Here is a 22,054-nt window from a genome sequence, read left to right as displayed (position 1 = left end):
GGGTGTCACCCTATCGAGAGCACGACACCCCTCCGTCTGACCTGCGGCCAGCCACCTCCCCTTGCAGGGGAGGAATTTTCAGCCGTCTCCCAGCGCAATCTCGATCAGCGCCATGGTCGATGGATCAAACCCCGTCGGCCCATCCGTTTCGATCGACTTGGCAATCTCCTTGCCTAGCTCCACGCCGAACTGGTCGAACGGATTGATCCCCATCAGCACCGCATTGGCAAAGGTGCGATGCTCGTAAAAGGCGATCAGCGCGCCCAACGCGTGCGGGGTCACATCGTCCATCAGGATCGTCGTGGACGGCCGGTTGCCGGGATAGGCGCGCGCGGGATCATCCACATTCGCCTTGCCCCGCATCAGCGCCGCCCCCTGCGCGAAGCAGTTGACCAGCAACGCGCGGTGATGCGCCGGGTCGAGCGTATGGCCCGGCTCGATCGCCGCGATAAATTCGACCGGCGTGATGATCGTCCCCTGATGCAGCAGCTGGAACACGGCATGTTGCGCGTCGGTCCCCACCCCGCCCCAGGTGATCGGCGCTGTCGGCCCATCGACTGGCGATCCGTCCAGCTTCACTGCCTTGCCATTACTCTCCATCTCCAACTGCTGGAGATAGGAGGGCAGCAGCGCCAGCCGCTCGTCATAGGCGAACACGGCGCGGGTCTGGCAGCCCAGCACGCGCGCATAATATTGGTCGGCAAAGGCCGCGATCAGCGGGATATTCTGTGCCGGGTCGGTCAGGCGGAAATGACGGTCCATTTCGGCCGCCCCCTCCAGCAGGCTTTCAAACGCATCCCAGCCGAGCGCCAGCGCGGCGGGAAAGCCGATCGAGGACCAGAGCGAATAACGCCCGCCCACGGACTCGGCAAAGGGCAGGATGCGGGTTTCATCGACGCCCCACTCCATCGCCCGATCAGGCGCAGCGGTCAGCGCGATGACGCGGCCATAGGGATCATCCACCCCGCCCTCGACCATCCAGTTGATCGCGCTCGCCGCGTTCAGCATGGTTTCGCTGGTGGTGAAGGTCTTGGAGGCGATGGCGATCAGCGTGGCATGGGGATCGAACCCCTCAATGGCCCGCTCCAGCGCGGTGCCATCGACATTGGACACGATCGCCACGTCATAGCGCACCCCGTCGCCGTCCAGCGCGTCGACGATCAGGTCGGGGCCAAGTGCCGACCCGCCAATGCCGATATGCAGGATGTGGCGGATCTCGCCCAGCGCGCCGGCTTCGATCGCGTCGATCAGGCCGCGCATCCGGGCGTGCAGCATCTTGGCATGGGCGACGCTGTCAGGATGCCCCTCCCCGCGCTCGGCGGGATGTTCGGCAGCCCGGCCCTCGGTGTTGTTCACCGCCTCGCCCGCGAACAGCGCATCGCGGCGCGCCGCAAAGCCCTGTTCTTCGGCCAGCGCCAGGAAACCGGCCATCAGATTATCGGTCAGATGCGTCTTGGACCAATCGAAACGGATCGGTCCCTGCGTCAGTACCAGCTTGGACAGGCGGTCGGGATCAGTATTGAAAATCGACTTGAGATCGGCTTGCGGCAGGGCGGCGATGGCCGCCAGTGCAGGACTCGGCATGGAATATCCTCTTCGATGAAGTCGAAACCGGCGCTGCACCTGCCGATTCTTGGCCTCTTTAGCCAATGTTTCGACCAATTGCATCGGTCAGGACGCGCTTGACGTGTCAGGTCGCAAGCCTCAAAAGCCGCGACGGCCGCTTTATCGGCCATTTCACAGGGATAGAACGACCACCCATGACTGCAAAATCGGAAACGCGGGACTTCATCTGGTTCCTCGCCAGGCTGGGCCTGTTCGTCTTTGTCCTGCGCAGTTTCATCATTTCGCCGTTCAACATCCCGTCGGAATCGATGCAGCCGCGCCTGCTGATCGGCGACTATCTGCTGGTCGCCAAATGGCCCTATGGCTATTCGCGCTATTCGCTGCCGTTCAGCTTGCCGCTGATCCCCGGCCGTATTTTCGCGTCCACGCCCGCGCGCGGCGACGTGGTGGTGTTCAAGGCACCGCCAAGCCAGAAAAACGACTATATCAAGCGCGTGATCGGCCTGCCCGGTGACATGATCGCGGTACGCGGCGGCACCGTCTATCTGAACGGCGCGGCGATCCCCAAGCAGAAGGTCGCCGACCTCGTCATCCCCGTCACGCCGAACATGACCGATGCGGCCGCCAAGGAAGGCGCGGATTCCCCTTGCTACCGCCCCGATTTCGAGGAAGCGGCCCCCGGTGGCGGCAAGCAATGCCGCTACCCGCAATATCGCGAAACGCTGCCAGCGACCAAGGATGCGCCCGCGAAAAGCTATAACGTCCTTGATCTGGTGCCGGACGGCGCAGCGGATGATCGCGACACCGTGCTGGTGCCGCAGGGGCATCTGTTCATGATGGGCGACAATCGCGATCGCAGCGCCGACAGCCGCTTCCCGGCGGTCGAAGGCGGCGGCATCGGGCTGGTCCCCGAAGAAAATCTCGTCGGCAAGGCGATGATCTCGGTCTTTTCGACCGACGGCAGCGCCAACTGGCTGCTGCCCTGGACATGGTTTACAGCGGCCCGCTGGAACCGCATCGGGGAAAGTTTTTGAGCAAGCCCGACACCGCTGGCTGGCTGGCGGCGCTGATCGGTCGTCCGCCGCGCGACCCGGCGCCGTTTCAGCAAGCCTTGACCCATGGCAGCGCCAATCCGTTGAATTATGAGCGGCTGGAATTTCTGGGCGACCGGGTGCTGGGGCTGCTGGTCTCCGAATGGGTATTCGAGCGGTTTGCTGGCGAACCCGAAGGCAAATTGTCGCGCCGGTTCAATGCGCTGGTATCAGGCGAAACCTGCGCCGAAGTCGCGCGCGCGGCGGGCGTGCCGACCCATCTGGTGCTGGGCAAGCAGGCGCGTGACGATGGCGCGGCCAATAGCGACAATGTGCTGGGCGACGTCATGGAGGCGCTGATCGGCGCGCTTTATCTGGAAGCCGGACTGGACGAAGCGCGCACCTTGGTCCGCCGCCTCTGGGCCGACCGGGTGGATACCCAGACAGCCGCCCCGCGCCATCCCAAATCCGCCCTGCAGGAATGGGCCGCCGCCAACAAGCGCAAGCCCCCCGAATATGAGGTGAAGGATCGCTCCGGCCCCCATCACGCGCTGCGCTTCGTCGTGTCTGTGACGATCAAGGGCACGGGCGAAGCCAGCGCGACCGGCGGATCGAAACAGGAAGCGGAAACCGCCGCAGCAGCAGCCTTGCTGGAGAAGCTGACGGGCTGACCATCACAACCCCGTTCGCCCTGAGCTTGTCGAAGGGTCTTACTTTCTCTTTAATGCGACAATGCCCTTCTGGACCTACCTTCTCCATTGCGCCGACCGCAGCTTTTATGTCGGGCATACCGACGATCTGGAAACGCGCATGGGCAGCATGGAGCAGGCAGTATCGCTGGATACACAGAAACGCGCCTGCCGGTGAAACTGGTCTGGTCGCAATCGTTCGGCACACGTATAGAGGCGCTCGAAGCCGAGCGGCAGATCAAGGGTTGGGGCCGGGCCAAGAAGCTGGTCCTGATCCGTGAGGATTGGACGTTGATCTCGGCATTGGCGCGATCAAAGACCGAAAAGTAAAGCCCTTCGACAGGCTCAGGGCGAACGGAGTATAATTTGGAAGTTTCAGAAACCAATCAGCGCTGCGGCGTCATTGCCGTTGTCGGCGCGCCCAATGCGGGCAAGTCCACGCTGGTCAACGCGCTGGTCGGGCAGAAGGTGGCGATCACCAGTGCCAAGGCGCAGACCACGCGCACCCGCGTCATGGGCGTCGCGATAGAGGGTGACGCGCAGATCGTGCTGGTCGATACGCCCGGCATCTTCGCACCTAAGCGGCGGCTGGACCGCGCCATGGTGCAGGCGGCCTGGGGCGGCGCCCAGGGCGCGGACCTGATCGCGATGGTGGTGGATGGCAAGGCGGGCCGTGGCCCCAAGCTGGAACCGATCATCGAAGCGCTCAAGCATCGCACCGAACGCAAATGGCTGATCCTCAACAAGGTGGACATCGCCATCAAGGAAAAGCTGCTGACCCATACCCAGGTGCTCAACGACACGCTGGGCTTTGACGAAATCTTCTTCGTGTCGGCCGCGACCGGCGATGGTCTGCCTGAACTCAAGGCCGCCTTTGCCGCCGCGATGCCGCAGGGGCCGTGGCATTTCCCCGAAGATCAGGTGTCCGACGCCACCGACCGGATGCTGGCGGCGGAAATCACCCGCGAACAGCTGTATCACCAGCTCCACGCCGAACTCCCCTATGCTGCCGCCGTCGATACCGAACAATATACGGAGCGGCAGGACGGATCGATCGAAATCCACCAGCAAATCCTGGTCGGCCGCCCGACCCAGCGCGCCATCGTATTGGGCAAGGGCGGGCAGCGCCTTAAGGAAATCGGCTCAAAAGCGCGCGAGGAACTGGCGAACCTGCTGGGGGTGAAGGTCCACCTCTATCTGCATGTGAAGGTCAAGGAAGACTGGGAAAATGATCGCGGCATCTACCGCGATATCGGGCTGGACTGGGTGGAATAGCAGTCCTTCACGAACCGCCGTCATTCCGGACTTGATCCGGGATCCAGGGTGGCTCGCGCAGTGCGTGCCGCCCTGGATCCTGACGTTCGTCAGGATGACGATTGCAGAGGAAGCTACTCTGCCGCAGCCGCCTTCTTCTTGGCCGGAGCCTTCTTCGCAGCCGGCTTCTTCGCCGCCGCCTTCTTGGGCGCAGCCTTCTTCTTCGCGCCCTTCTTGGCCGGTGCCGCCGCCGCGCGCGCGTCGATCAACTGCGCGGCTTCCTCCAGCGTCAACTGGTCCTTGTCCACGGTCTTGGGCAGCGTCGCATTGGTCGTGCCGTCGGTGACATAGGCGCCATAGCGCCCTTCCATCAGCTTGATCTCCAGCTCCGTGCGCGGATGCGCGCCCAGCACCTTCAATGGCTCCCGCCCGGCACTGCGCGGACCACGGTTCGCCGCTTCGGCCAGCTTCACCACCGCGCTGTTCATCCCGACCTCGAAAATCTCCGACGTCGATGACAGCCGCCCATATTTGCCGTCATGCAGCAGATAGGGACCAAAGCGCCCGATATTCGCGACGATCGGCTTGCCGGTCTCCGGATGCAGGCCGATTTCGCGCGGCAGGCTTAGCAATTTGACGCCCCACTCCAGCGTCAATTCGCCGTCCGGCAAATCCTTGGGAATGGAACCGCGCTTGGCCTCCTTGCCTTCGCCCATTTCGATATAGGGACCAAAGCGGCCGGATTTCCTGACGATATCCTGCCCGGTTTCGGGATGTTTCCCCAATATTTCGGGGCCGGTATCCTCGCCATCCTTGCCGCCGGGCTGCCCGAATTTGCGGGTATATTTGCACTCCGGGTAGTTGGAGCAGGCGATGAACGCGCCGAACCGCCCGCCACGCAGCGACAATTGCCCCTCCGCACAAAGCGGGCAGGCACGCGGGTTGCTGCCGTCAGCGCGCGGCGGGAACAGCATGGGTTCCAGAAACTTGTCGAGCGCTGCGGTAATGTCGCTCGGCTTCTGCTCCATGACCTCGGCGGTCTTGGGCTTGAAATCCTTCCAGAAGGCTTCCAGCACCGCCTGCCACTGCGCCCGGCCACCGGAAATATCGTCCAGTTCGTCCTCAAGCCCCGCCGTGAAATCATAGGAGACATAGCGCTCGAAAAAGCGTTCGAGGAAGGCCGTCACCAGCCGTCCGCTCTCCTCGGCGAAAAAGCGGTTCTTCTCGATCCGCACATAGTCGCGGTCCTTGAGCACCTGCAACGTCGACGCATAGGTGGAAGGACGCCCGATCCCCAGTTCCTCCAGCCGCTTGACGAGCGACGCTTCGGAATAGCGCGGCGGCGGCTGGGTGAAATGCTGGTCCGCCGTCACCTTCTTCTTGGCGGGCGTATCGCCCTCGCTCATGCGCGGCAGCAGCTTGCCGTCCTCGTCATCGCTGTCGTCGCGCCCTTCCTCGTACAGCGCAAGGAAGCCGGGAAAGATCACCACCTGCCCCGTCGCGCGTAGCGTATGCGTGCCGGTGGCGTCGTTCATGTCGATCGTGGTGCGTTCCAGCCGCGCCGACGCCATCTGGCTGGCCAGTGCCCGCTTGAACACCAGGTCATAGAGGCGCGCATGGTCGCCGCTGCCCACCTTGTCGCGCGAAAAATCGGTCGGGCGGATCGCCTCATGCGCTTCCTGCGCATTCTTCGCCTTGGTCTGGTAGATGCGTGGCTTGTCCGGCACATAGCCGCCATCATAGCGCTGCGCGATCGCGGCGCGCGCGGCGGAAATGGCGCTGGCGTCCATCTGCACGCCGTCGGTCCGCATATAGGTGATCGCGCCATCTTCGTAGAGCTGTTGTGCGATCCGCATCGTGTGGCTGGCCGAAAAGCCGAGCTTCCGCGCGGCTTCCTGCTGGATGGTCGATGTCGTGAAGGGCGGCGGGGGATTGCGGGTCAGCGGCTTGGTCTCGACCTTCTCGACCGTGAAGCGCCCGGCCTCGACATCGGCCTTGGCCGCCATCGCGTCGCCCTCACGACCGATCGTCAGCCGCTCGATCTTCTCACCCTTCCAGCGGACGAGCCGCGCGGTAAAGGCGGTGCCGTCCTGCTCCATCTCGGCCGCGACCGACCAATATTCCTGGGGTGTGAAGGATTCGATCTCCCGCTCCCGCTCCACCACCAGCCGCAGCGCGACCGACTGCACCCGGCCCGCCGACTTGGCACCGGGCAGCTTGCGCCACAGCACCGGCGACAGGGTAAAGCCCACCAGATAATCGAGCGCCCGGCGCGCGCGATAGGCGTCGATCAGATCCTCGTCCAATGCGCGCGGCTTGGCCATCGCGTCCAGCACCGCCGTCTTGGTGATCGCGTTGAAAGTCACCCGGTCCACGACGGCGGGCAGCGCCTTCTTGGCGCGCAGCACTTCCTGCACATGCCAGCTGATCGCTTCCCCTTCGCGATCAGGGTCAGTCGCGAGGATCAATCGTGACGCGCCCTTGGCGGCGTCTGAGATGGCCTTGAGCTGCTTGCCCTTGTCGCCATAATTTTCCCACTGCATCGCAAAGCCGTCATCGGGGTCCACCGACCCGTCCTTGGCGGGCAGGTCGCGGATATGGCCGTAGCTGGCCAGAACATGAAAATCCCCGCCCAGATATTTCTCGATGGTCTTGGCCTTGGCAGGCGATTCGACGATGACAAGCTGCATTTACGGCCCCGAACTTTGATGCCTCACACGTACGCGCGAGTCTGGAAGGCGATGACGGCGGGCGTCAAGCGGTGCGTGTGATTAGGGGAGATGCGAAGGGAGCGCCAGCCCCTAGCGCCACCGTCATGCCAGCGAAGGCTGGCATCTCAGGCGGCTAGACGATGAAGTCGAAGAGATCGCGCCATTCCGGGTTCATTTCCTCTATCAACCGGATTTTCCATTCGCGCTTCCACGCCTTGATCGCTTTCTCGCGCGCTATGGCATCCGCGATATGATCATGGCGCTCCGCCAGAACGAGACGATGGAGATTATACTGGCGACAGAAATCCGACCCAACCCCGCGCCGATGCTGGTCCACGCGAACATGGAGCGAATTGGTCACGCCAACATACAACAAGCCACGCGGTTTGTTGGTCATGATGTAGGTCCAGCCGCCGCGCATGGGGCAAATGTTACGCGCTATCGCCTGAGATGCCAGCCTTCGCTGGCATGACGGTGATGGGTGGCATGGGGTGCACGCCGGGTATCACCGCAAACTCACCCTTCCCCCCGCCAGCCGGTCCAGCCGCTCCGCCAGTTCCAGTTCCAGCAGCACCGTCTGGACCACCGCCGGGCTGAGTCCGCTCAGGCGGATCAGTTCGTCCACCGGCACCGGCGCATGGCCCAACAGCGCGACGACGGCGCTGCGTTCGCCCGCCGCGACATCGCTCGACACCGGTTCGCCCGCGAAATCGAAACTGCCCTGCCGCACCATGCGGATGTCGATGCTGCCCACCGCCTCCAGCACATCGTCGGCATTCTGGATCAGCGTCGCGCCTTCGCGGATCAGCTGGTTGCACCCCTGCGCGCGCGGGTCGAGCGGCGATCCCGGCACCGCCATCACCTCACGCCCTGCCTCGCCAGCCAGCCGCGCGGTGATGAGCGATCCCGACCTGGGGGCCGCCTCCACCACGACCGTCCCTACAGCCAGCCCCGCAATGATCCGGTTGCGCGCGGGAAAATGCCGCGCCAGCGGCTGCACACCGGGCGGATGCTCGGTCACCAGCAGGCCTTGCGTCCCAATCTGTTCCTGCAAATCCCGATTTTCGGGCGGAAACACGACGTCCAGCCCACAGGCGATGACGCCGATCGTCCCGCTGCCGACCGATCCCTGATGCGCCGCCGTATCGATGCCCCGCGCCAGCCCCGATACGACCACCGCCCCGCGCTGCCCCAGATCCTGCGCCAGCGTCCGCGCAAAGCGCACCGCCGCCGCCGACGCATTGCGCGCGCCGACCATCGCAATGCACTGGCCCGCCGCCAGCCCCGCATCCCCCCGCACGATCAGCGCAGGCGGTGCGCCCTCAAACTGGTCGAGCAAAGCGGGGTAATCCGCGTCGCCCATCAACAGATAGCGCGCGCCCAAAGCCCGCGACGCCGCAATCTCGCGCTCGACCGCGCCCGTGTCCGCAACGCTCGCCTTGCCGCCACCGCGCGCCGCCAGATCGGGAATGGCGCGCAATGCCGCCCCCGCCGTGCCGAAGCGTGCCAGCAATTGCCGGTAGCTGACCGGGCCGATCCGGGGCGATCGGATCAGCCGCAGCCGGTCGAACCGCTCCTGCTCGCTCATTCCCTGGCCGCGCCGATCTTCGGTTCGGTGCCCTGCATCAGTCTTGCGATATTGGCGCGGTGCCGCCACAGCAGGATCAGCGCCATCGCCAATGCCACCGGCACCAGCTCGATCCGCCCCATGAACCACAGCGCAATCGGCGCGCTCACCGCCGCCGCCATGCCGCCAACCGACGACCATTTGGTTCCGAACAGCGCGCCCAGCCAAACCGCCGCAAAGATGCAGCCAGCGGGCCAGTGGAGCGCCGTCACCACGCCCATCATCGTCGCCACGCCCTTACCCCCGGCAAAGCGCAACCAGACCGGATAGCAATGGCCGATAAAGGCCGCCGCCCCCGCCATCGGCCCGCCACCATCGATCAAAGCCGCGCCGATCAGCACCGCAGCCGCGCCTTTCAATAGATCGAGCAACAGCGTCGCCGCCGCCAGCCCCTTGCGCCCCGTCCGCAACACATTGGTCGCGCCGATATTGCCGGAGCCAATCTGCCGCAAATCGCCTGCCCCGGTAAAACGGGTCAGCAACAGGCCAAAGGGGATCGATCCCAGCAAATAGCCAAGGACCAGAACGAAGAGCGGAAGCAGCCAGGGAGGTGTCATATTCTCGCCGATAAAAGAGACGCGCGACCATAGCGTGACAGGCGGCGCGGGCAATGCCCAACCAGAGCGTCATAGCGAGTTCGCTTGATTTGTCCGTGCATCGCCGCCATCCTTGCCGCATCATCCCGCTGGATTTGCCATGACCGACAGCGCCCCGTTCGATCCCCTGAACAGCTTTGTCCACAACTGGACAGCCATGGCGCTGGCACCACAGAAGCTGTGGCAGTCGATCAATAGCGGCTGGTCTTTTGGCAACATCATCGTCAACGAGAATAATTCGAGCGCGCCGCAGACCGAACAGGCGATCGTGGCGCAGGAAAGCTATGGGCGGCAGATCGGCAAATTGCTCGACGCGGTCGATACGCTGGCCCAGCGGCAACCGGACTGGACGAATATGGATTCGCTCAAGGCGGCCGTTGACCTCAAGGTAAAGGTTGACGGCGTGAAGCTGGACATGGCGGTGCGCCGGATTGACCAGTTACGCGGCGATCTGGAACTGCTGCGTACCACCGGCCAGACCGACCATTATAACGCCAGCGTCGCAGCTCTGCGCCAGCTTCTGACTGACCTGCCCGAAACAAAGGGCTGAACCGAACGGGCGTTGACACCCCCGCCCGATGCCGCGACATGTCCCTCCATAATGACGGTCGCGCCACAAGCTCCCATCCTGTTTTTCGATTCCGGCGTCGGGGGTCTGTCCATCCTCGCCCCTGCCCGTGCGCTGATACCGACCGCCCCGGTCGTCTATGCCGCCGACAGCGCAGGCTTCCCCTATGGGACCAAGAGCGAGGCGGAGATTGCCGCGCGGGTGCCGGCCCTACTGGGGCGGCTGGTGGAACGATACCGCCCGCGCCTGGCCGTCATCGCCTGCAACACCGCCTCGACCATTGCGCTCAGTCATGTGCGCGCGGCGCTCGACATTCCGGTCGTCGGCACCGTCCCGGCGATCAAGCCCGCCGCGCTAACATCCAAAAGCCGCGTGTTCGGCGTGCTGGGGACGGACGCCACCGTGCGCCAGCCCTATGTCGATCGACTGGCCGCCGAACATGGCGCGGACTGCATCATGCTGCGCCATGGCTGTGCCGCGCTGGTGCAACTGGCCGAAGCCAAGCTGCGCGGCGAGCCGCTCGATCCCGCAATTGCGCGCGCGGCACTGGCGGGCCTGACCGATCAGCCGGGCGGCGACCGGATGGATACGGTCGCGCTTGCCTGCACCCATTTCCCGCTGGTGGAGGCGGAACTGGCCGCCGCCGCGTCGCGCCCGCTCACCTTCGTTCATGGCGGCGAAGGCATCGCCCGGCGCATCGAATTTTTGACGCAGGGCCAGCCCTGGCCCGATGTGCCAGCCCCCGGCATCGCCGTATTCACGCGGGTCGATGATCATGTCCGCGCACTGGCTCCGGCGCTCGCCCGCTATGGTCTGAACCGGATCGAACAACTCTGATCGCGCCCCTTGGACAAAAGGTCCGATATCATTGATCGGTATTTCTCCCTATGTCTGCGAACGGTTAGCGCTGGTAAAGCGCACCATCTGCCGGTAAATGGCCGACCAGAGGATGCGGGTTGTCAAGGGATAGGGCGAGCGTGAACTACAAGCATATCTTTGCGCAGGCGATCGACCGTCTCCATGAAGAAGGCCGGTATCGGGTATTCATCGACATTCTCCGCAACCGGGGTGCCTACCCCAATGCGCGCTGTTTTCATGGTCATAATGGTCCAAAGCCGATCACCGTCTGGTGCTCCAACGACTATCTGGCGATGGGCCAGCATCCCAAGGTCGTGGCCGCGATGGAGGAGGCGCTGCACGATGTCGGCGCCGGGTCCGGCGGCACCCGCAATATCGGCGGCAACACCCATTATCATGTCGATCTGGAAGGCGAACTGGCCGACCTGCATGGCAAGGACGCGGCTTTGCTGTTCACCTCAGGCTATGTCTCGAACGAGGCGACCCTGTCGACCCTGGCCAAGCTGCTGCCCGGCTGCATCGTCTTTTCCGACGAGCTGAACCATGCCAGCATGATCGCGGGCATCCGCAATTCGGGCTGCGAAAAGCGCGTTTTCCGCCACAATGACGTCGATCATCTGCGCGAATTGCTGGAAGCAGAAGACCCCGAAGCGCCCAAGCTGATCGCGTTCGAGAGCGTCTATTCGATGGACGGGGACGTCGCGCCGATCGCCGCGATCTGCGATCTGGCCGACGAATTCAATGCGCTCACCTATCTGGATGAAGTCCATGCCGTGGGCATGTATGGCGCGCGCGGCGGCGGCATTTCAGAACGGGACGATGTCGCGGACCGGCTGACCATCATCGAAGGCACGCTGGGCAAGGCATTCGGCGTCATGGGCGGCTATATCGCTGCTGACCAGATGATCGTCGACGTGATCCGCAGCTATGCGCCCGGCTTCATCTTCACCACATCGCTCTCCCCCGTGCTGGTCGCGGGCGTGCTGGCCAGCGTGCGGCATCTCAAAGGCTCCAGCGAAGAACGCGAGGGCCAGCAGGCGTCGGCCGCCTTGCTCAAGCAGCTGATGGCCGAATCGGGCCTCCCCGTCATGGATACGGTCACCCATATCGTCCCGCTGATGGTGGGCGATCCGGTCAAGGCCAAGCGGATCAGCGACATTCTGCTCGCCGAATATGGCGCCTATGTCCAGCCGATCAATTACCCCACAGTGCCCCGCGGCACCGAACGCCTGCGCTTCACCCCCGGCCCCGCCCACACCGAAGCGATGATGCGCGATCTGGTGAAGGCGCTGGTGGAAATATGGTCGCGGCTCGACCTGGAACTGGCGGAACGAAAAGCGGCGTAATGACTACTCCTTCTCCCTTAAGGGAGAAGGATATGAAGCCTTACCGAACGCAGTGAGGTTAGGCGCAGTTGGATGAGGGCACCGTCCTGTCGGGAGATCAGGCCGCTCTCACCACCCCACCCCGTACCGCATAACCGCGATAGAGCGGCCGAACGCTTGGCTCTCCGCCTACATCGCGGGCAACCGCCTCAATCGCGGTAGCCAACACCGCGCGCGGTGTGACATGAAAGCGCGCCAGCCAGCCGAACAACGCCGCCCGCCAGGCTCCCGGCAACCGCTCCTGCTGCCCGAAATCCACCACCTCCAGCCGCCCGCCCGGCGCGACACATAGCGCCGCCTGGCGCAATGCCGCCTCCCATTGCGGGATCATCGACAGCGCATAGCTGATGAACACCCGGTCGAACGTCGCCCGCCCGAACAGCGCTTGCGGATCGAAATCCACCGCATCCCCCCGCGCCAGCCTGACGCGGCATGTCATGCCAACGCGCTCGACGGCAATCTGCGCGGTGCCCAGCATCGCCTGCGAAATATCGACGCCATAGAGCCGCGCATGGGGCCAGACCTTCCCCACCGCGATCAGGTTGCGCCCGGTGCCGCAGCCAATCTCCAGCACGCTGCCACCCGATGGCGGGGCAAGATCGGCGATCAGCTCATCGCGCCCCAGCAGATAATATTTGCGCGTGATATCATAGATGTGCCGCTGCCAGCGATAGGTGCCGTCCATCAACCGCCCATGGTCGCTCATCACGCATCCTTCAACATATAGAGATGCACGCCGCCATAAATGGCCGACCGGTCCCGCGCGGTATAATCGCGCGATGCTTCGGCGCGATAGTCCCACTGGTCCATCACTTCGTCCACAACCCGCCCCGGCAGGATGCTCGGTTCCCCCGCGGTGCGGAACAGCACCCGTGCGCCCGGTTTCGCCGTCCGGGTGATCTGCGCCCACAATGCGTTCAACTGATCGTCATCCATCCAGTCCTGCGCATCGAGCAGGATATAGCGGTCCGCCGACGCGGCAGGCTGGTCGCGCAGGAAATCGGTAAAATTGACATGCCGCACATCGACCCGGTCCGCCCGCGCGCGCACGGCGTCATGATTGGCTGCCTGCAAATAGGGCGGCAATGGTGTCTCGCTTGCGGGGTCATTGGCGGCATAGCCCCGCCCGAATGCCTGCACTGCAAAATAATTATCCTTCAAATCAAAGTCGCAGGCCAATTTCTTGAGCCGGGCTTTGAGTACCGCGTCCATTCGTTCGTCCCCGGCCAGCGCCTCGAACTGCGCGGGCGGGATGCCCAGGCCAAAGAGCGAAGCGGGCTGGCTGGTCAGCCACCGCACAAATGCCTTCTCGAAAAAGGGCGCCAGCTCCGCCTCGAAAATCGCCCGCTGTTCCTCCAGCGATTTTGCCTCCAGCATCCGCTTCGGGTTCACCCCATGCAGCCGCGCCAGCAAATGCGCCGCGCCGATGAAGCGCCCCAGCAGGCCATGTTTGTATATGCCCCGCGCAAAGCCCGCGATCCGCCGCCGCCCGATCAGGTCGCGCCCTTCCCAGTAACGCCGCGTCGCCTCATCCAGATGCGGGGCCACCACATCGCGATAGGCCGCGACATTCTCGCGGCTGTCCGCCTGCGCGAAGAAGCGGTGGAAGGCTGCGTGATCGGGCAAGGTCCGCGCCGCCATCAGCTTCAACCGATTAAGCGCGATATGCGCGGTGTTAAGGTCAACAGCCGTGATCTTTGCGGGATCGGCGGTCAGATAGGACAGGACATTGCAGCCCCCCGACGCAATCGTCACGACATGACAATCGGGGGTGATGGCCAGCGCCTCCATATCCACCGCCGGATCTTCCCATATCTGGGCATAGACCAGGCCCCGGAAAGCAAAGGTGAAGGCGCGCTCCAGCAGCCCCTGCTTCGACAGATGTCGGTGGCGATGCACCGCGCGCGTGATCTTTTTATGGGCCGGTGCCGCCATGCTGTTCAAGCCTCCTCGCTATCGGGTCGTGGCGTGGCCCATAGGGCAACTGCGCGTCGTCACCGTGACGGTAGCGTTACGTACCTGTGACCAGCTTGCGGAACCGGCGGCTCTCTCACATCTTCTGCACACACATGGCCCATTGGATCGAACCCCACCCCACCGGCATCTATGTCCGCCCAGCCGATGCGTGGATCGACCCGTCGGTCCCGCGCGAGCGTGCATTGGTGACACATGGTCATGCCGATCATGCTCGCGGCGGCCATGGCCATGTCTGGGCGACGCGCGAAACACTGGCGATCATGGCGCTGCGTTACGGCACTGCGTCGGGTACCCCGGTCGGCTATGGCGAGGAAATCCGGCTGGGTGGCGTCACCATCCGCTATGTGCCCGCTGGCCATGTGCTGGGATCGGCGCAGATCGTCCTGACCCATGCGGGCGAGCGGGTGGTCGTGACCGGCGATTACAAGCGCCGTCCCGATCCCACCTGCCTGCCGTTCGAGCCGGTCCCCTGCGACATCTTCGTCACCGAAGCCACCTTTGGCCTGCCCGTATTCCGCCATCCCGACACCGGCAGCGAGATTGACCGCCTGCTCGCCGCGCGCCACGCCAACCCGGACCGCTCCGTGCTGGTAGGCGCCTATGCGCTGGGTAAGGCGCAGCGGGTGATTTGCGAACTGCGCGCCCGCGGCCACCACGACCCGATCTACCTCCACGGCGCGATGGAACGCATGTGCAATCTCTATGTCGAACTCGGCGTCGAGATGGGCGACCTGCGCCCCGCCACCGGGATCGCGGCGAAGGATATGCGCGGTTCCATCGTCGTCGCCCCGCCCTCCGCGCTCAACGACCGATGGAGCCGCCGCCTGCCCGATCCGATCACCGCCATGGCGTCCGGCTGGATGCGCGTTCGCCAGCGCGCCCGGCAGAAGAATGTCGAACTGCCGCTGATCCTGTCCGACCATGCCGACTGGGACGAGTTGACCGATACGATCCGCGAGGTCGCCCCCACCGAAACCTGGATCACCCATGGGCGCGAGGAAGCGCTGCTCCACTGGTGCATGACGCACCAGATTCGCGCCCGCGCGCTCGCGTTGGTCGGGCGGGACGATGAGGAGGAGGAAGGGTGATGACCCGGACATCCCTCCACCCCTTCGGTTCTCGCTTGTCGAGAATGGGCTTTGGCGCATGAGAGCCTTCTCCCAACTCCTCGACGCGCTTGTCTATACCCGCTCCCGCAACGGCAAGCTGGCGCTGATCGCCGCTTACCTCCGCGCCACGCCGGACCCCGATCGCGGCTGGGCACTCGCCGCGCTTACCGGCAATCTCGACCTGAAAGCGGTCAAATCCTCCGCTATCAGCGAGATGATCCGTGCCCGCGTCGATCCCGTCCTTTATGAAATGAGCCGCGATTATGTCGGCGACCTGGCTGAAACCGTCGCCCTGCTCTGGCCCCCGCCGCCGGGCGAACCGCCCGACCTGGACGACGGCACCCTGACGCTGGCTACCGTCGTAGATCGCCTCCATGCCACCAGCCGCGCCGCCGCGCCCGATGCGCTGGCGCAGATGATGGACCATCTCGACGCCTCAGGCCGCTTCGCCCTGCTCAAACTCGCGACCGGCGGCCTGCGCGTCGGCATCTCGGCCCGCCTCGCCAAGACCGGCTTCGCGCAGGCATTCGGTCTCGACGTCGATGATGTCGAACAGGTCTGGCACGCCCTCTCGCCCCCATACACTGAATTGTTCGATTGGGCCGAAGGCCGCTCCGCACGCCCCGATCCGGCAGGCACGCCCTTCTTCCGCCCCTTCATGCTTGCCCACCCGCTCGAAGCCGACAGCGTGGACCTGACGGACTATGCCGCCGAATGGAAATGGGACGGCATCCGCATCCAGATCGTCGGCACCGGCAGCGATACCCGCCTCTACAGCCGCGCGGGCGACGATATCTCCGCCAGCTTCCCGGAAATCGCTGCCGCCTTCACCGGCCATGCCGTACTGGACGGCGAATTATTGGTGCGCGGCGAATTTCAGGGTGGAGAGGCCGCCAGCTTCAACGCCCTGCAACAGCGCCTCGGCCGCAAGCTGGTCAGCGCGAAGATGCAGGCCGACTATCCCGCCTTCGTCCGCCTCTACGACCTGCTGCTGGAGGGTGAGGAGGATTTGCGGGCCTTATCCTGGACCGACCGCCGCGCTAGGCTCGAAGCCTATATGCCCAATCTCGATACGACCCGCTTCGACCTGTCCGCCATTATCGACGCCGCCGATTTCGACGCGCTCGCCGACATTCGCGCCGGCACCCGCGACGCCGCGATCGAGGGGGTCATGCTCAAGCGCCGTGACAGCCGCTATGTCGCCGGGCGCAAGGCCGCGCTCTGGTATAAATGGAAACGCGATCCCCTGACCGCCGACTGCGTCATGATGTACGCCCAGCGCGGCCACGGCAAACGCTCCTCCTTCTATTCGGATTACACGTTCGGATGCTGGACAACGGACGGGGAACTGCATCCGGTGGGCAAGGCCTATAGCGGCTTCACCGACGAAGAGTTGAAATGGCTCGACCGCTTCGTCCGCCAGAACACGGTCGCCCGCTTCGGCCCGGTGCGGGAAGTGGAAAAAACGCTGGTGCTGGAAGTCGCGTTCGATAGCATCCACGACAGCAAACGCCACAAGTCCGGCCTAGCCATGCGCTTCCCCCGGATCGCGCGGATCAGGCGCGACAAGCCAGCAGCGGAAGCGGATACAGTTGCGGGGTTGAAGAAGCTGGTGAGTTAACGCAGAATTGTTCAGGAGGAGAGTCACGATGCCCTATACAGGAAGCTGCCATTGCGGTGCCGTAACTTTCAGCGTCGCGGCGGACGCCCCGAACGATGGCATGACCTGCAACTGCTCCCATTGTAGTCGTAAAGGCTTCGTTCTGACCTTCGTGCCCGCCGATCAGTTCACGCTGGAGAGTGGCGCCGACCATCTGGCCGACTATCTCTTCTACAAGCACGCTATCAGGCACCAATTCTGCAAGACGTGCGGCACGGAAGCGTTCGCGCTCGGCACGTCGCCCAACGGCGATATGCGGGCGATCAACCTGCGCTGTGTCCCGTCGATCGACATCGACACGCTGACCATAACCAAGGTGGACGGCGCGAGTTTCTGACCCGCAAACAAACGGGCCGATGGCCAGGGGTATAGCCATCGACCCGTCGGCCATCACATCATTTTGACAGGGATCAGGGCATCAATACCGTGTCGATGACGTGGATGACGCCGTTGGACTGGTTGACGTCGGCGATGGTGATCTTGGCCGATCCACCCTTCGCGTCGGTGACATACCAGTCATTGCCCTTCTGCCACACAGTCAGATTTTCGCCCTGAGCCGTGGTCAGCATAGCCTTGCCGCCATTGGCCGCCGCCTTTGCGGCAATATCGGTCGCATTCATTTTGCCGGGCACGACATGATAGGTCAGCACACCGGTCAGCGTCGCCTTATTTTCCGGCTTCAACAGCGTGTCGACCGTCCCTGCGGGCAGCTTGGCGAAAGCGGCGTTGGTCGGCGCGAACACGGTGAACGGTCCGGCACTCTTTAGCGTATCGACCAACCCAGCCGCCTTCACCGCAGCGACCAGCGTGGTGTGATCCTTGGAATTGACCGCATTGTCGACAATATCCTTGTTCGGCAGCATTGCCGCGCCGCCAACCATAGGGTTTTTGGCCATCTGCGCCTGGGCGATCCCGCCACTGCTGGCGGTCAATATCACACTGGCAAGCGCGATCGTCATGGGGGAAAATTTCATGGGAGCATCCTTCCACTATCTTGGCATCCCAAATAGTGTCGGGATGCAGCGCAGATACGCCTGAGGCTGGCTTATGGATGCGGGCATGACCTAAAGGACATGGGCGAAGGCGGCGCAATTGCACTGCGTCTTTGCGCTGTCATCCCAAGCCCCTATATGGGCGCTTTCGCGGGACGCCCGCGCACAGCATATGGAGACGAGATTGAGCAAGGTTCTGGTCATCGGCGCGGGCGGCGTCGGGTCGGTCGCGGTGCATAAGATGGCGATGAACCCGGACATATTCTCGCATATCACCCTCGCCAGCCGCCGCATCGTCAGTTGCGAAAAGGTGGCCGAATCGGTGCTGGCCCGCACCGGCGTGACGATCGACGTGGCGCAGGTGGATGCCGACGATGTCGCCGCCACCATCGCCCTGATCGAAAAGGTGCAGCCAAAGCTGGTCGTCAATCTGGCCCTGCCCTATCAGGACCTCAACATCATGGACGCCTGCCTCGCGACCAAAACCGATTATCTCGACACCGCCAATTACGAACCGCGCGACACGCCCAAATTTGAATATGGCTGGCAGTGGGCCTATCAGGAGCGGTTCAGGGAAGCCGGCATCATGGCGCTGCTCGGCTCCGGTTTCGACCCCGGCGTCACCAGCGTGTTTGCCAGCTATATCAAGAAGCATCTGCTCGATACCATCGACACGCTCGACATTCTCGATTGCAATGGCGGCGACCATGGCCAGCATTTCGCGACCAACTTCAACCCGGAAATCAACATCCGCGAAGTGACCGCACCGTCGCGTCATTGGGAAGGCGGGCAGTGGGTCGAAGGCCCGGCCTTGAGCCACAAGCAGAGCTTCGATTTCGACCAGGTCGGGCCGAAGAATATGTACCTCATGTATCATGAGGAACTGGAAAGCCTCGCCAAATTCTATCCCGAAATCAAACGTATCCGTTTCTGGATGACGTTCGGTGACGCTTATTTGAAGCATCTGGAAGTCCTCCAGAATGTCGGCATGACCCGCATCGACCCGGTCGTCTATGAAGGCAAGGAGATCATCCCGCTCCAGTTCCTCAAAGCCGTGCTGCCCGAACCGTCGAGCCTGGGCTCCACCACCAAGGGCAAGACCAACATCGGCGATATCGCCACCGGCACCAAGGATGGCGTCCAGAAAACCGTCTATGTCCTCAACATTTGCGATCATGAGGACGCCTATGCCGAAACCGGCAATCAGGCGGTCAGCTACACCACCGGCGTCCCCGCGATGATCGGCGCAGCCATGATGCTGACCGGCGCATGGCGCGGCGAAGGCGTGTTCAACATCGAACAGTTCGATCCCGATCCCTTCATGGACATGCTCAACAAGCATGGGCTTCCGTGGCAGGTAAAGGAACTGGACGCATCGCTGGCATTCTGACGATCCCGCCAAGGATCGTCACCCCAGCGAAGGCTGGGGTCTCGTGCGGCCACGTCGTGCCCTCTCGCCTGAGACCCCAGCCTTCGCTGGGGTGACGGAGTATAGTCTATGGAAACCAAAGCCGGCGATCCCGCCGCCTTCGCGCATTTCGACCTATATCGCGTCCCATCCCCCGCCTTCGTGGTGGATGAGGCCGCGATCCGACGTAACCTCTCCATCCTCGCCGACGTACGCGACCGCGCGGGCATCAAGGTGCTGGGCGCGCTCAAGGCCTTTTCCATGTGGTCGCTGGGCAGCATCGTGGGCGAATATCTCGACGGCGTCTGCGCGTCGGGCCTCTATGAAGCCCGCCTCGGCCGGGAGGAATATCAGGGCGAAGTCGCGACCTATTGCGCCGCCTACAAGCCTGCCGACCTGGCCGAAATCCTGACCATCTCCGACCATGTCATTTTCAACAGCCCCGGCCAGATCGCCCGCTTCAAGCCGCAGATCGACGCCGCCCGCGCCGCCGGGCACAGTTTCGACATCGGCCTGCGCATCAACCCGCAAAACCCCGAAGGCGAAGTCGCCAAATATGACCCCTCCCAGCCGCACAGCCGTCTGGGCTTCCCGGTCAGCCAGCTGACGCCCGATCATCTGGCCAGCGTGGACGGCATCCATTTCCACAATCTGTGCGAACAGGATCTGGCGCCGCTCGAACGCACATGGGCCGCGGTCGAACCCCATATCCTGCCGCACCTCTCCAGCCTCAAATGGCTCAATTTCGGCGGTGGCCACCACATCACCCGCGCCGATTACCAGCGCGACGACCTCGTCGCCTTCCTCCAGGGCGTAAAGGCCCAGACCGGCCTCACCCTCTATCTCGAACCCGGCGAGGCGATGGCGCTCGACGCGGGCATCCTCGTCGGCGAGATACTCGACGTCATCGACAATGGCATGGCCGTTGCCATCACCGACATCTCCGCCACCTGCCACATGCCCGACGTGATCGAGGCGCCCTATCGCCCCGCCATGCTGCACGAGCCGTCCGACGGCCCCCTGACGCGCCTTGGCGGGCCGTCCTGCCTGGCGGGTGACATTATCGGCGATTACCGAGTCCCCGGCGGCGCGGAACCGGGCGCGCGCATCGCCTTTCTCGATCAGGCGCATTACTCCATGGTCAAGACCAATACCTTCAACGGCGTCCCCCTGCCCGCCATCTGGCTCTGGAACTCAACCACTGACAAACTCACGGAAATTCGCGCCTTTTCCTATCAGGATTTCAAGGCCCGCCTCTCGTAAAGCACGGTTCATGTCCGCAGGCGCAACAAAATTTACACATGCGCTTTACAGGGGGGACCCCTACGCATATAGCGACCGTCCGCTGCCCCATGGGACTTCCACCGCAAGGCAGCTTCTTATGCCCATGAACGACACTGGAGGTCCCTTGAATTGCACAAGCATCCTAGCGCGCTGGGGGTAGCGACCACCCTCACACCGGCAGCACCGGTAACGCTGATTCGCCCGCAGGCTGCGGCCCGCGCTGCCCGATTCTTCGTGGAGAAGTTTCCGGGGCGCTCGCTTTATGCTGTAAAGGCCAATCCCTCGCCCGACTTGCTTCGGACGTTGTGGGACAGCGGTATCTCGCACTTTGACGTCGCTTCCATCGCGGAAGTGCGCCTTGTCGCGGAAACTCTGCCGAACGCGAAGCTTTGCTTCATGCATCCGGTCAAGGCTGAAGAAGCCATTGCCGAAGCCTATGCCGTCCATGGCGTACGCACCTTCTCGCTCGACACGATCGACGAGCTGGAAAAGATCATGCGCGCCACCAATGACGCGACCGATCTGGAACTGTGCGTCCGCCTGCGCGTGTCATCGGAACATAGCGAACTGTCCCTCGCCTCGAAATTTGGCGCGGAACTGGGCGAGACCCGCGAATTGCTGATGGCCACCCGCCAGGCCGCCGATGCTCTTGGCATCTGCTTCCATGTCGGCAGCCAGGCGATGTCGCCACAGGCCTATAGCGACGCGATCGAACGGGTCCGCGCAGCAATCGTCGATGCGGCGGTCACGGTCGATATCATCGATGTCGGCGGCGGCTTCCCGTCCGTCTATCCGGGCATGGAGCCGGTCGCGCTGGAAAATTATTTCGACGCGATCCACCGTGGCTTTGAAAGCCTGCCGGTCAGCTATTCGTCCGAACTCTGGTGTGAGCCGGGCCGGGCGCTGTCGGCTGAATATAGCTCCATCATCGTCCGGGTAGAGCGCCGTCGCGGCACCGAACTCTACATCAATGACGGTGCCTATGGCGCCTTGTTCGACGCAGCGCATATCGGCTGGCGTTTTCCCGTCGTGCTGCTGCGCGACGAGGAAAGCGACGCGGCGATGACCGGCTTCTCCTTCTATGGTCCGACCTGCGACGATATGGACCATATGGTCGGCCCGTTCATGCTGCCCGACGATGTTGCAACCGGCGACTATATCGAAATCGGGATGCTGGGTGCCTATGGCTGCGCCATGCGCACCGGCTTCAACGGCTTCACGGCGGAAACCGTGGTCGAGGTAGCGGACGAGCCGATGGCCAGCCTCTACGCCGAACCGGTCCCCGCCCGCCGTCGCGCGACTGTCATCAAGCTGGGCTAAAAGGCTCAAGCTCCCCTTT

The 22,054-nt window shown here is 63.5% G+C and carries 20 protein-coding genes and 1 pseudogene; 13 read left to right on the top strand and 8 right to left on the bottom strand.

Going from position 1 to position 22,054, the window contains the following annotated elements:
- Positions 1 to 78: 78 nt before the first annotated feature.
- Positions 79 to 1,584 (bottom strand): glucose-6-phosphate isomerase, encoded by a 1,506-nt coding sequence (pgi, locus tag EBBID32_RS14575; RefSeq protein WP_037490905.1) that lies wholly within the window; start codon positions 1,582 to 1,584, stop codon positions 79 to 81.
- 176 nt (positions 1,585 to 1,760) lie between these two features.
- On the opposite strand from pgi, the gene lepB reads away from it, so the two are divergent.
- From lepB to era, 4 genes and pseudogenes are all read left to right on the top strand, one after another.
- Complete coding sequence (gene lepB, locus EBBID32_RS14570) at positions 1,761 to 2,600, top strand: signal peptidase I (RefSeq protein WP_037490902.1); 840 nt, start codon at positions 1,761 to 1,763, stop codon at positions 2,598 to 2,600.
- Positions 2,555 to 3,268 (top strand): ribonuclease III, encoded by a 714-nt coding sequence (gene rnc / locus EBBID32_RS14565; RefSeq protein WP_051093355.1) that lies wholly within the window; start codon positions 2,555 to 2,557, stop codon positions 3,266 to 3,268. The genes lepB and rnc overlap by 46 nt, the downstream gene beginning before the upstream one ends.
- A 61-nt stretch (positions 3,269 to 3,329) precedes the next feature.
- Positions 3,330 to 3,616: pseudogene (locus EBBID32_RS25270) on the top strand (GIY-YIG nuclease family protein).
- A 36-nt stretch (positions 3,617 to 3,652) separates the two neighbouring features.
- Complete coding sequence (gene era / locus EBBID32_RS14555; protein WP_006959506.1) at positions 3,653 to 4,561, top strand: GTPase Era; 909 nt, start codon at positions 3,653 to 3,655, stop codon at positions 4,559 to 4,561.
- 113 nt (positions 4,562 to 4,674) lie between these two features.
- On the opposite strand, the gene topA is transcribed toward era, so the two are convergent.
- The 4 genes from topA to plsY form a co-directional block, all read right to left on the bottom strand.
- Positions 4,675 to 7,230 carry a type I DNA topoisomerase gene (topA, locus tag EBBID32_RS14550; RefSeq protein WP_006959504.1) on the bottom strand — a complete coding sequence of 852 codons (2,556 nt, stop codon included), beginning with the start codon at positions 7,228 to 7,230 and terminating at the stop codon, positions 4,675 to 4,677.
- A gap of 154 nt (positions 7,231 to 7,384) precedes the next feature.
- On the bottom strand, positions 7,385 to 7,672 hold the full coding sequence (locus EBBID32_RS14545; RefSeq protein ID WP_006959502.1) for a GIY-YIG nuclease family protein: 288 nt from the start codon (positions 7,670 to 7,672) through the stop codon (positions 7,385 to 7,387).
- 84 nt (positions 7,673 to 7,756) lie between these two features.
- Positions 7,757 to 8,839 carry a DNA-processing protein DprA gene (dprA, locus tag EBBID32_RS14540; RefSeq protein ID WP_006959500.1) on the bottom strand — a complete coding sequence of 361 codons (1,083 nt, stop codon included), beginning with the start codon at positions 8,837 to 8,839 and terminating at the stop codon, positions 7,757 to 7,759.
- Positions 8,836 to 9,435, bottom strand: a complete 600-nt coding sequence (gene plsY, locus EBBID32_RS14535; RefSeq protein WP_037490910.1) for a glycerol-3-phosphate 1-O-acyltransferase PlsY — start codon at positions 9,433 to 9,435, stop codon at positions 8,836 to 8,838. The genes dprA and plsY overlap by 4 nt, the downstream gene beginning before the upstream one ends.
- Positions 9,436 to 9,574: 139 nt before the next feature.
- Between plsY and EBBID32_RS14530 the strand changes: the two genes are divergently transcribed.
- The 3 genes from EBBID32_RS14530 (at position 9,575) to hemA (ending at position 12,246) form a co-directional block, all read left to right on the top strand.
- Positions 9,575 to 10,024 (top strand): hypothetical protein, encoded by a 450-nt coding sequence (locus tag EBBID32_RS14530; RefSeq protein ID WP_006959497.1) that lies wholly within the window; start codon positions 9,575 to 9,577, stop codon positions 10,022 to 10,024.
- A gap of 51 nt (positions 10,025 to 10,075) precedes the next feature.
- Complete coding sequence (gene murI / locus EBBID32_RS14525) at positions 10,076 to 10,879, top strand: glutamate racemase (RefSeq protein WP_006959495.1); 804 nt, start codon at positions 10,076 to 10,078, stop codon at positions 10,877 to 10,879.
- Between the two features lie 140 nt (positions 10,880 to 11,019).
- The gene (gene hemA, locus EBBID32_RS14520) at positions 11,020 to 12,246 is read left to right on the top strand and encodes a 5-aminolevulinate synthase (protein ID WP_006959493.1); all 1,227 of its coding nucleotides are present in this window, start codon (positions 11,020 to 11,022) and stop codon (positions 12,244 to 12,246) included.
- 97 nt (positions 12,247 to 12,343) lie between these two features.
- Here hemA and EBBID32_RS14515 read toward each other — a convergent pair whose 3' ends face one another.
- Together EBBID32_RS14515 and EBBID32_RS14510 are read right to left on the bottom strand one after the other, a co-directional pair.
- Entirely contained in the window at positions 12,344 to 12,991 is a 648-nt protein-coding gene (locus tag EBBID32_RS14515) for a class I SAM-dependent methyltransferase (protein WP_006959491.1), read from the bottom strand.
- Positions 12,991 to 14,220: a DUF3419 family protein gene (locus EBBID32_RS14510; RefSeq protein WP_006959489.1), complete on the bottom strand. Its 1,230-nt coding sequence runs from the start codon at positions 14,218 to 14,220 to the stop codon at positions 12,991 to 12,993. Before EBBID32_RS14510 ends, EBBID32_RS14515 begins: the two co-directional genes overlap by 1 nt.
- A 134-nt stretch (positions 14,221 to 14,354) precedes the next feature.
- Here EBBID32_RS14510 and EBBID32_RS14505 point away from each other — a divergent pair, with 134 nt between their 5' ends.
- Genes EBBID32_RS14505 through EBBID32_RS14495 form a run of 3 tightly spaced genes read left to right on the top strand, consistent with a single transcriptional unit; the run spans position 14,355 to position 17,368 of the window.
- Positions 14,355 to 15,350, top strand: a complete 996-nt coding sequence (locus tag EBBID32_RS14505) for a ligase-associated DNA damage response exonuclease (RefSeq protein ID WP_006959487.1) — start codon at positions 14,355 to 14,357, stop codon at positions 15,348 to 15,350.
- A gap of 58 nt (positions 15,351 to 15,408) precedes the next feature.
- Positions 15,409 to 16,992, top strand: a complete 1,584-nt coding sequence (locus tag EBBID32_RS14500; RefSeq protein ID WP_006959485.1) for a cisplatin damage response ATP-dependent DNA ligase — start codon at positions 15,409 to 15,411, stop codon at positions 16,990 to 16,992.
- Positions 16,993 to 17,020: 28 nt separating this feature from the next.
- A complete protein-coding gene (locus EBBID32_RS14495; protein ID WP_037490898.1) occupies positions 17,021 to 17,368 on the top strand; it encodes a GFA family protein in 348 nt (115 codons plus the stop codon).
- 73 nt (positions 17,369 to 17,441) lie between these two features.
- Here the strand turns inward: EBBID32_RS14495 and EBBID32_RS14490 are convergent, their stop codons facing one another.
- Entirely contained in the window at positions 17,442 to 18,005 is a 564-nt protein-coding gene (locus tag EBBID32_RS14490; protein WP_006959481.1) for a fasciclin domain-containing protein, read from the bottom strand.
- 202 nt (positions 18,006 to 18,207) lie between these two features.
- Here EBBID32_RS14490 and EBBID32_RS14485 point away from each other — a divergent pair, with 202 nt between their 5' ends.
- From EBBID32_RS14485 to EBBID32_RS14475, 3 genes are all read left to right on the top strand, one after another.
- Complete coding sequence (locus EBBID32_RS14485) at positions 18,208 to 19,413, top strand: saccharopine dehydrogenase family protein (RefSeq protein ID WP_006959480.1); 1,206 nt, start codon at positions 18,208 to 18,210, stop codon at positions 19,411 to 19,413.
- Positions 19,414 to 19,521: 108 nt separating this feature from the next.
- Complete coding sequence (locus tag EBBID32_RS14480; RefSeq protein WP_006959478.1) at positions 19,522 to 20,694, top strand: carboxynorspermidine decarboxylase; 1,173 nt, start codon at positions 19,522 to 19,524, stop codon at positions 20,692 to 20,694.
- Between the two features lie 150 nt (positions 20,695 to 20,844).
- Positions 20,845 to 22,035, top strand: coding sequence for a type III PLP-dependent enzyme (locus EBBID32_RS14475; RefSeq protein WP_006959476.1), 1,191 nt, complete (start codon positions 20,845 to 20,847; stop codon positions 22,033 to 22,035).
- Positions 22,036 to 22,054 lie beyond the last annotated feature (19 nt).

This window comes from Sphingobium indicum BiD32 (genome assembly GCF_000382885.1).
Lineage (GTDB): Bacteria > Pseudomonadota > Alphaproteobacteria > Sphingomonadales > Sphingomonadaceae > Sphingobium > Sphingobium japonicum_C.
Note: the sequence above shows the minus strand (reverse complement) of the source record. Positions and strands in the feature narration are given on the sequence as shown.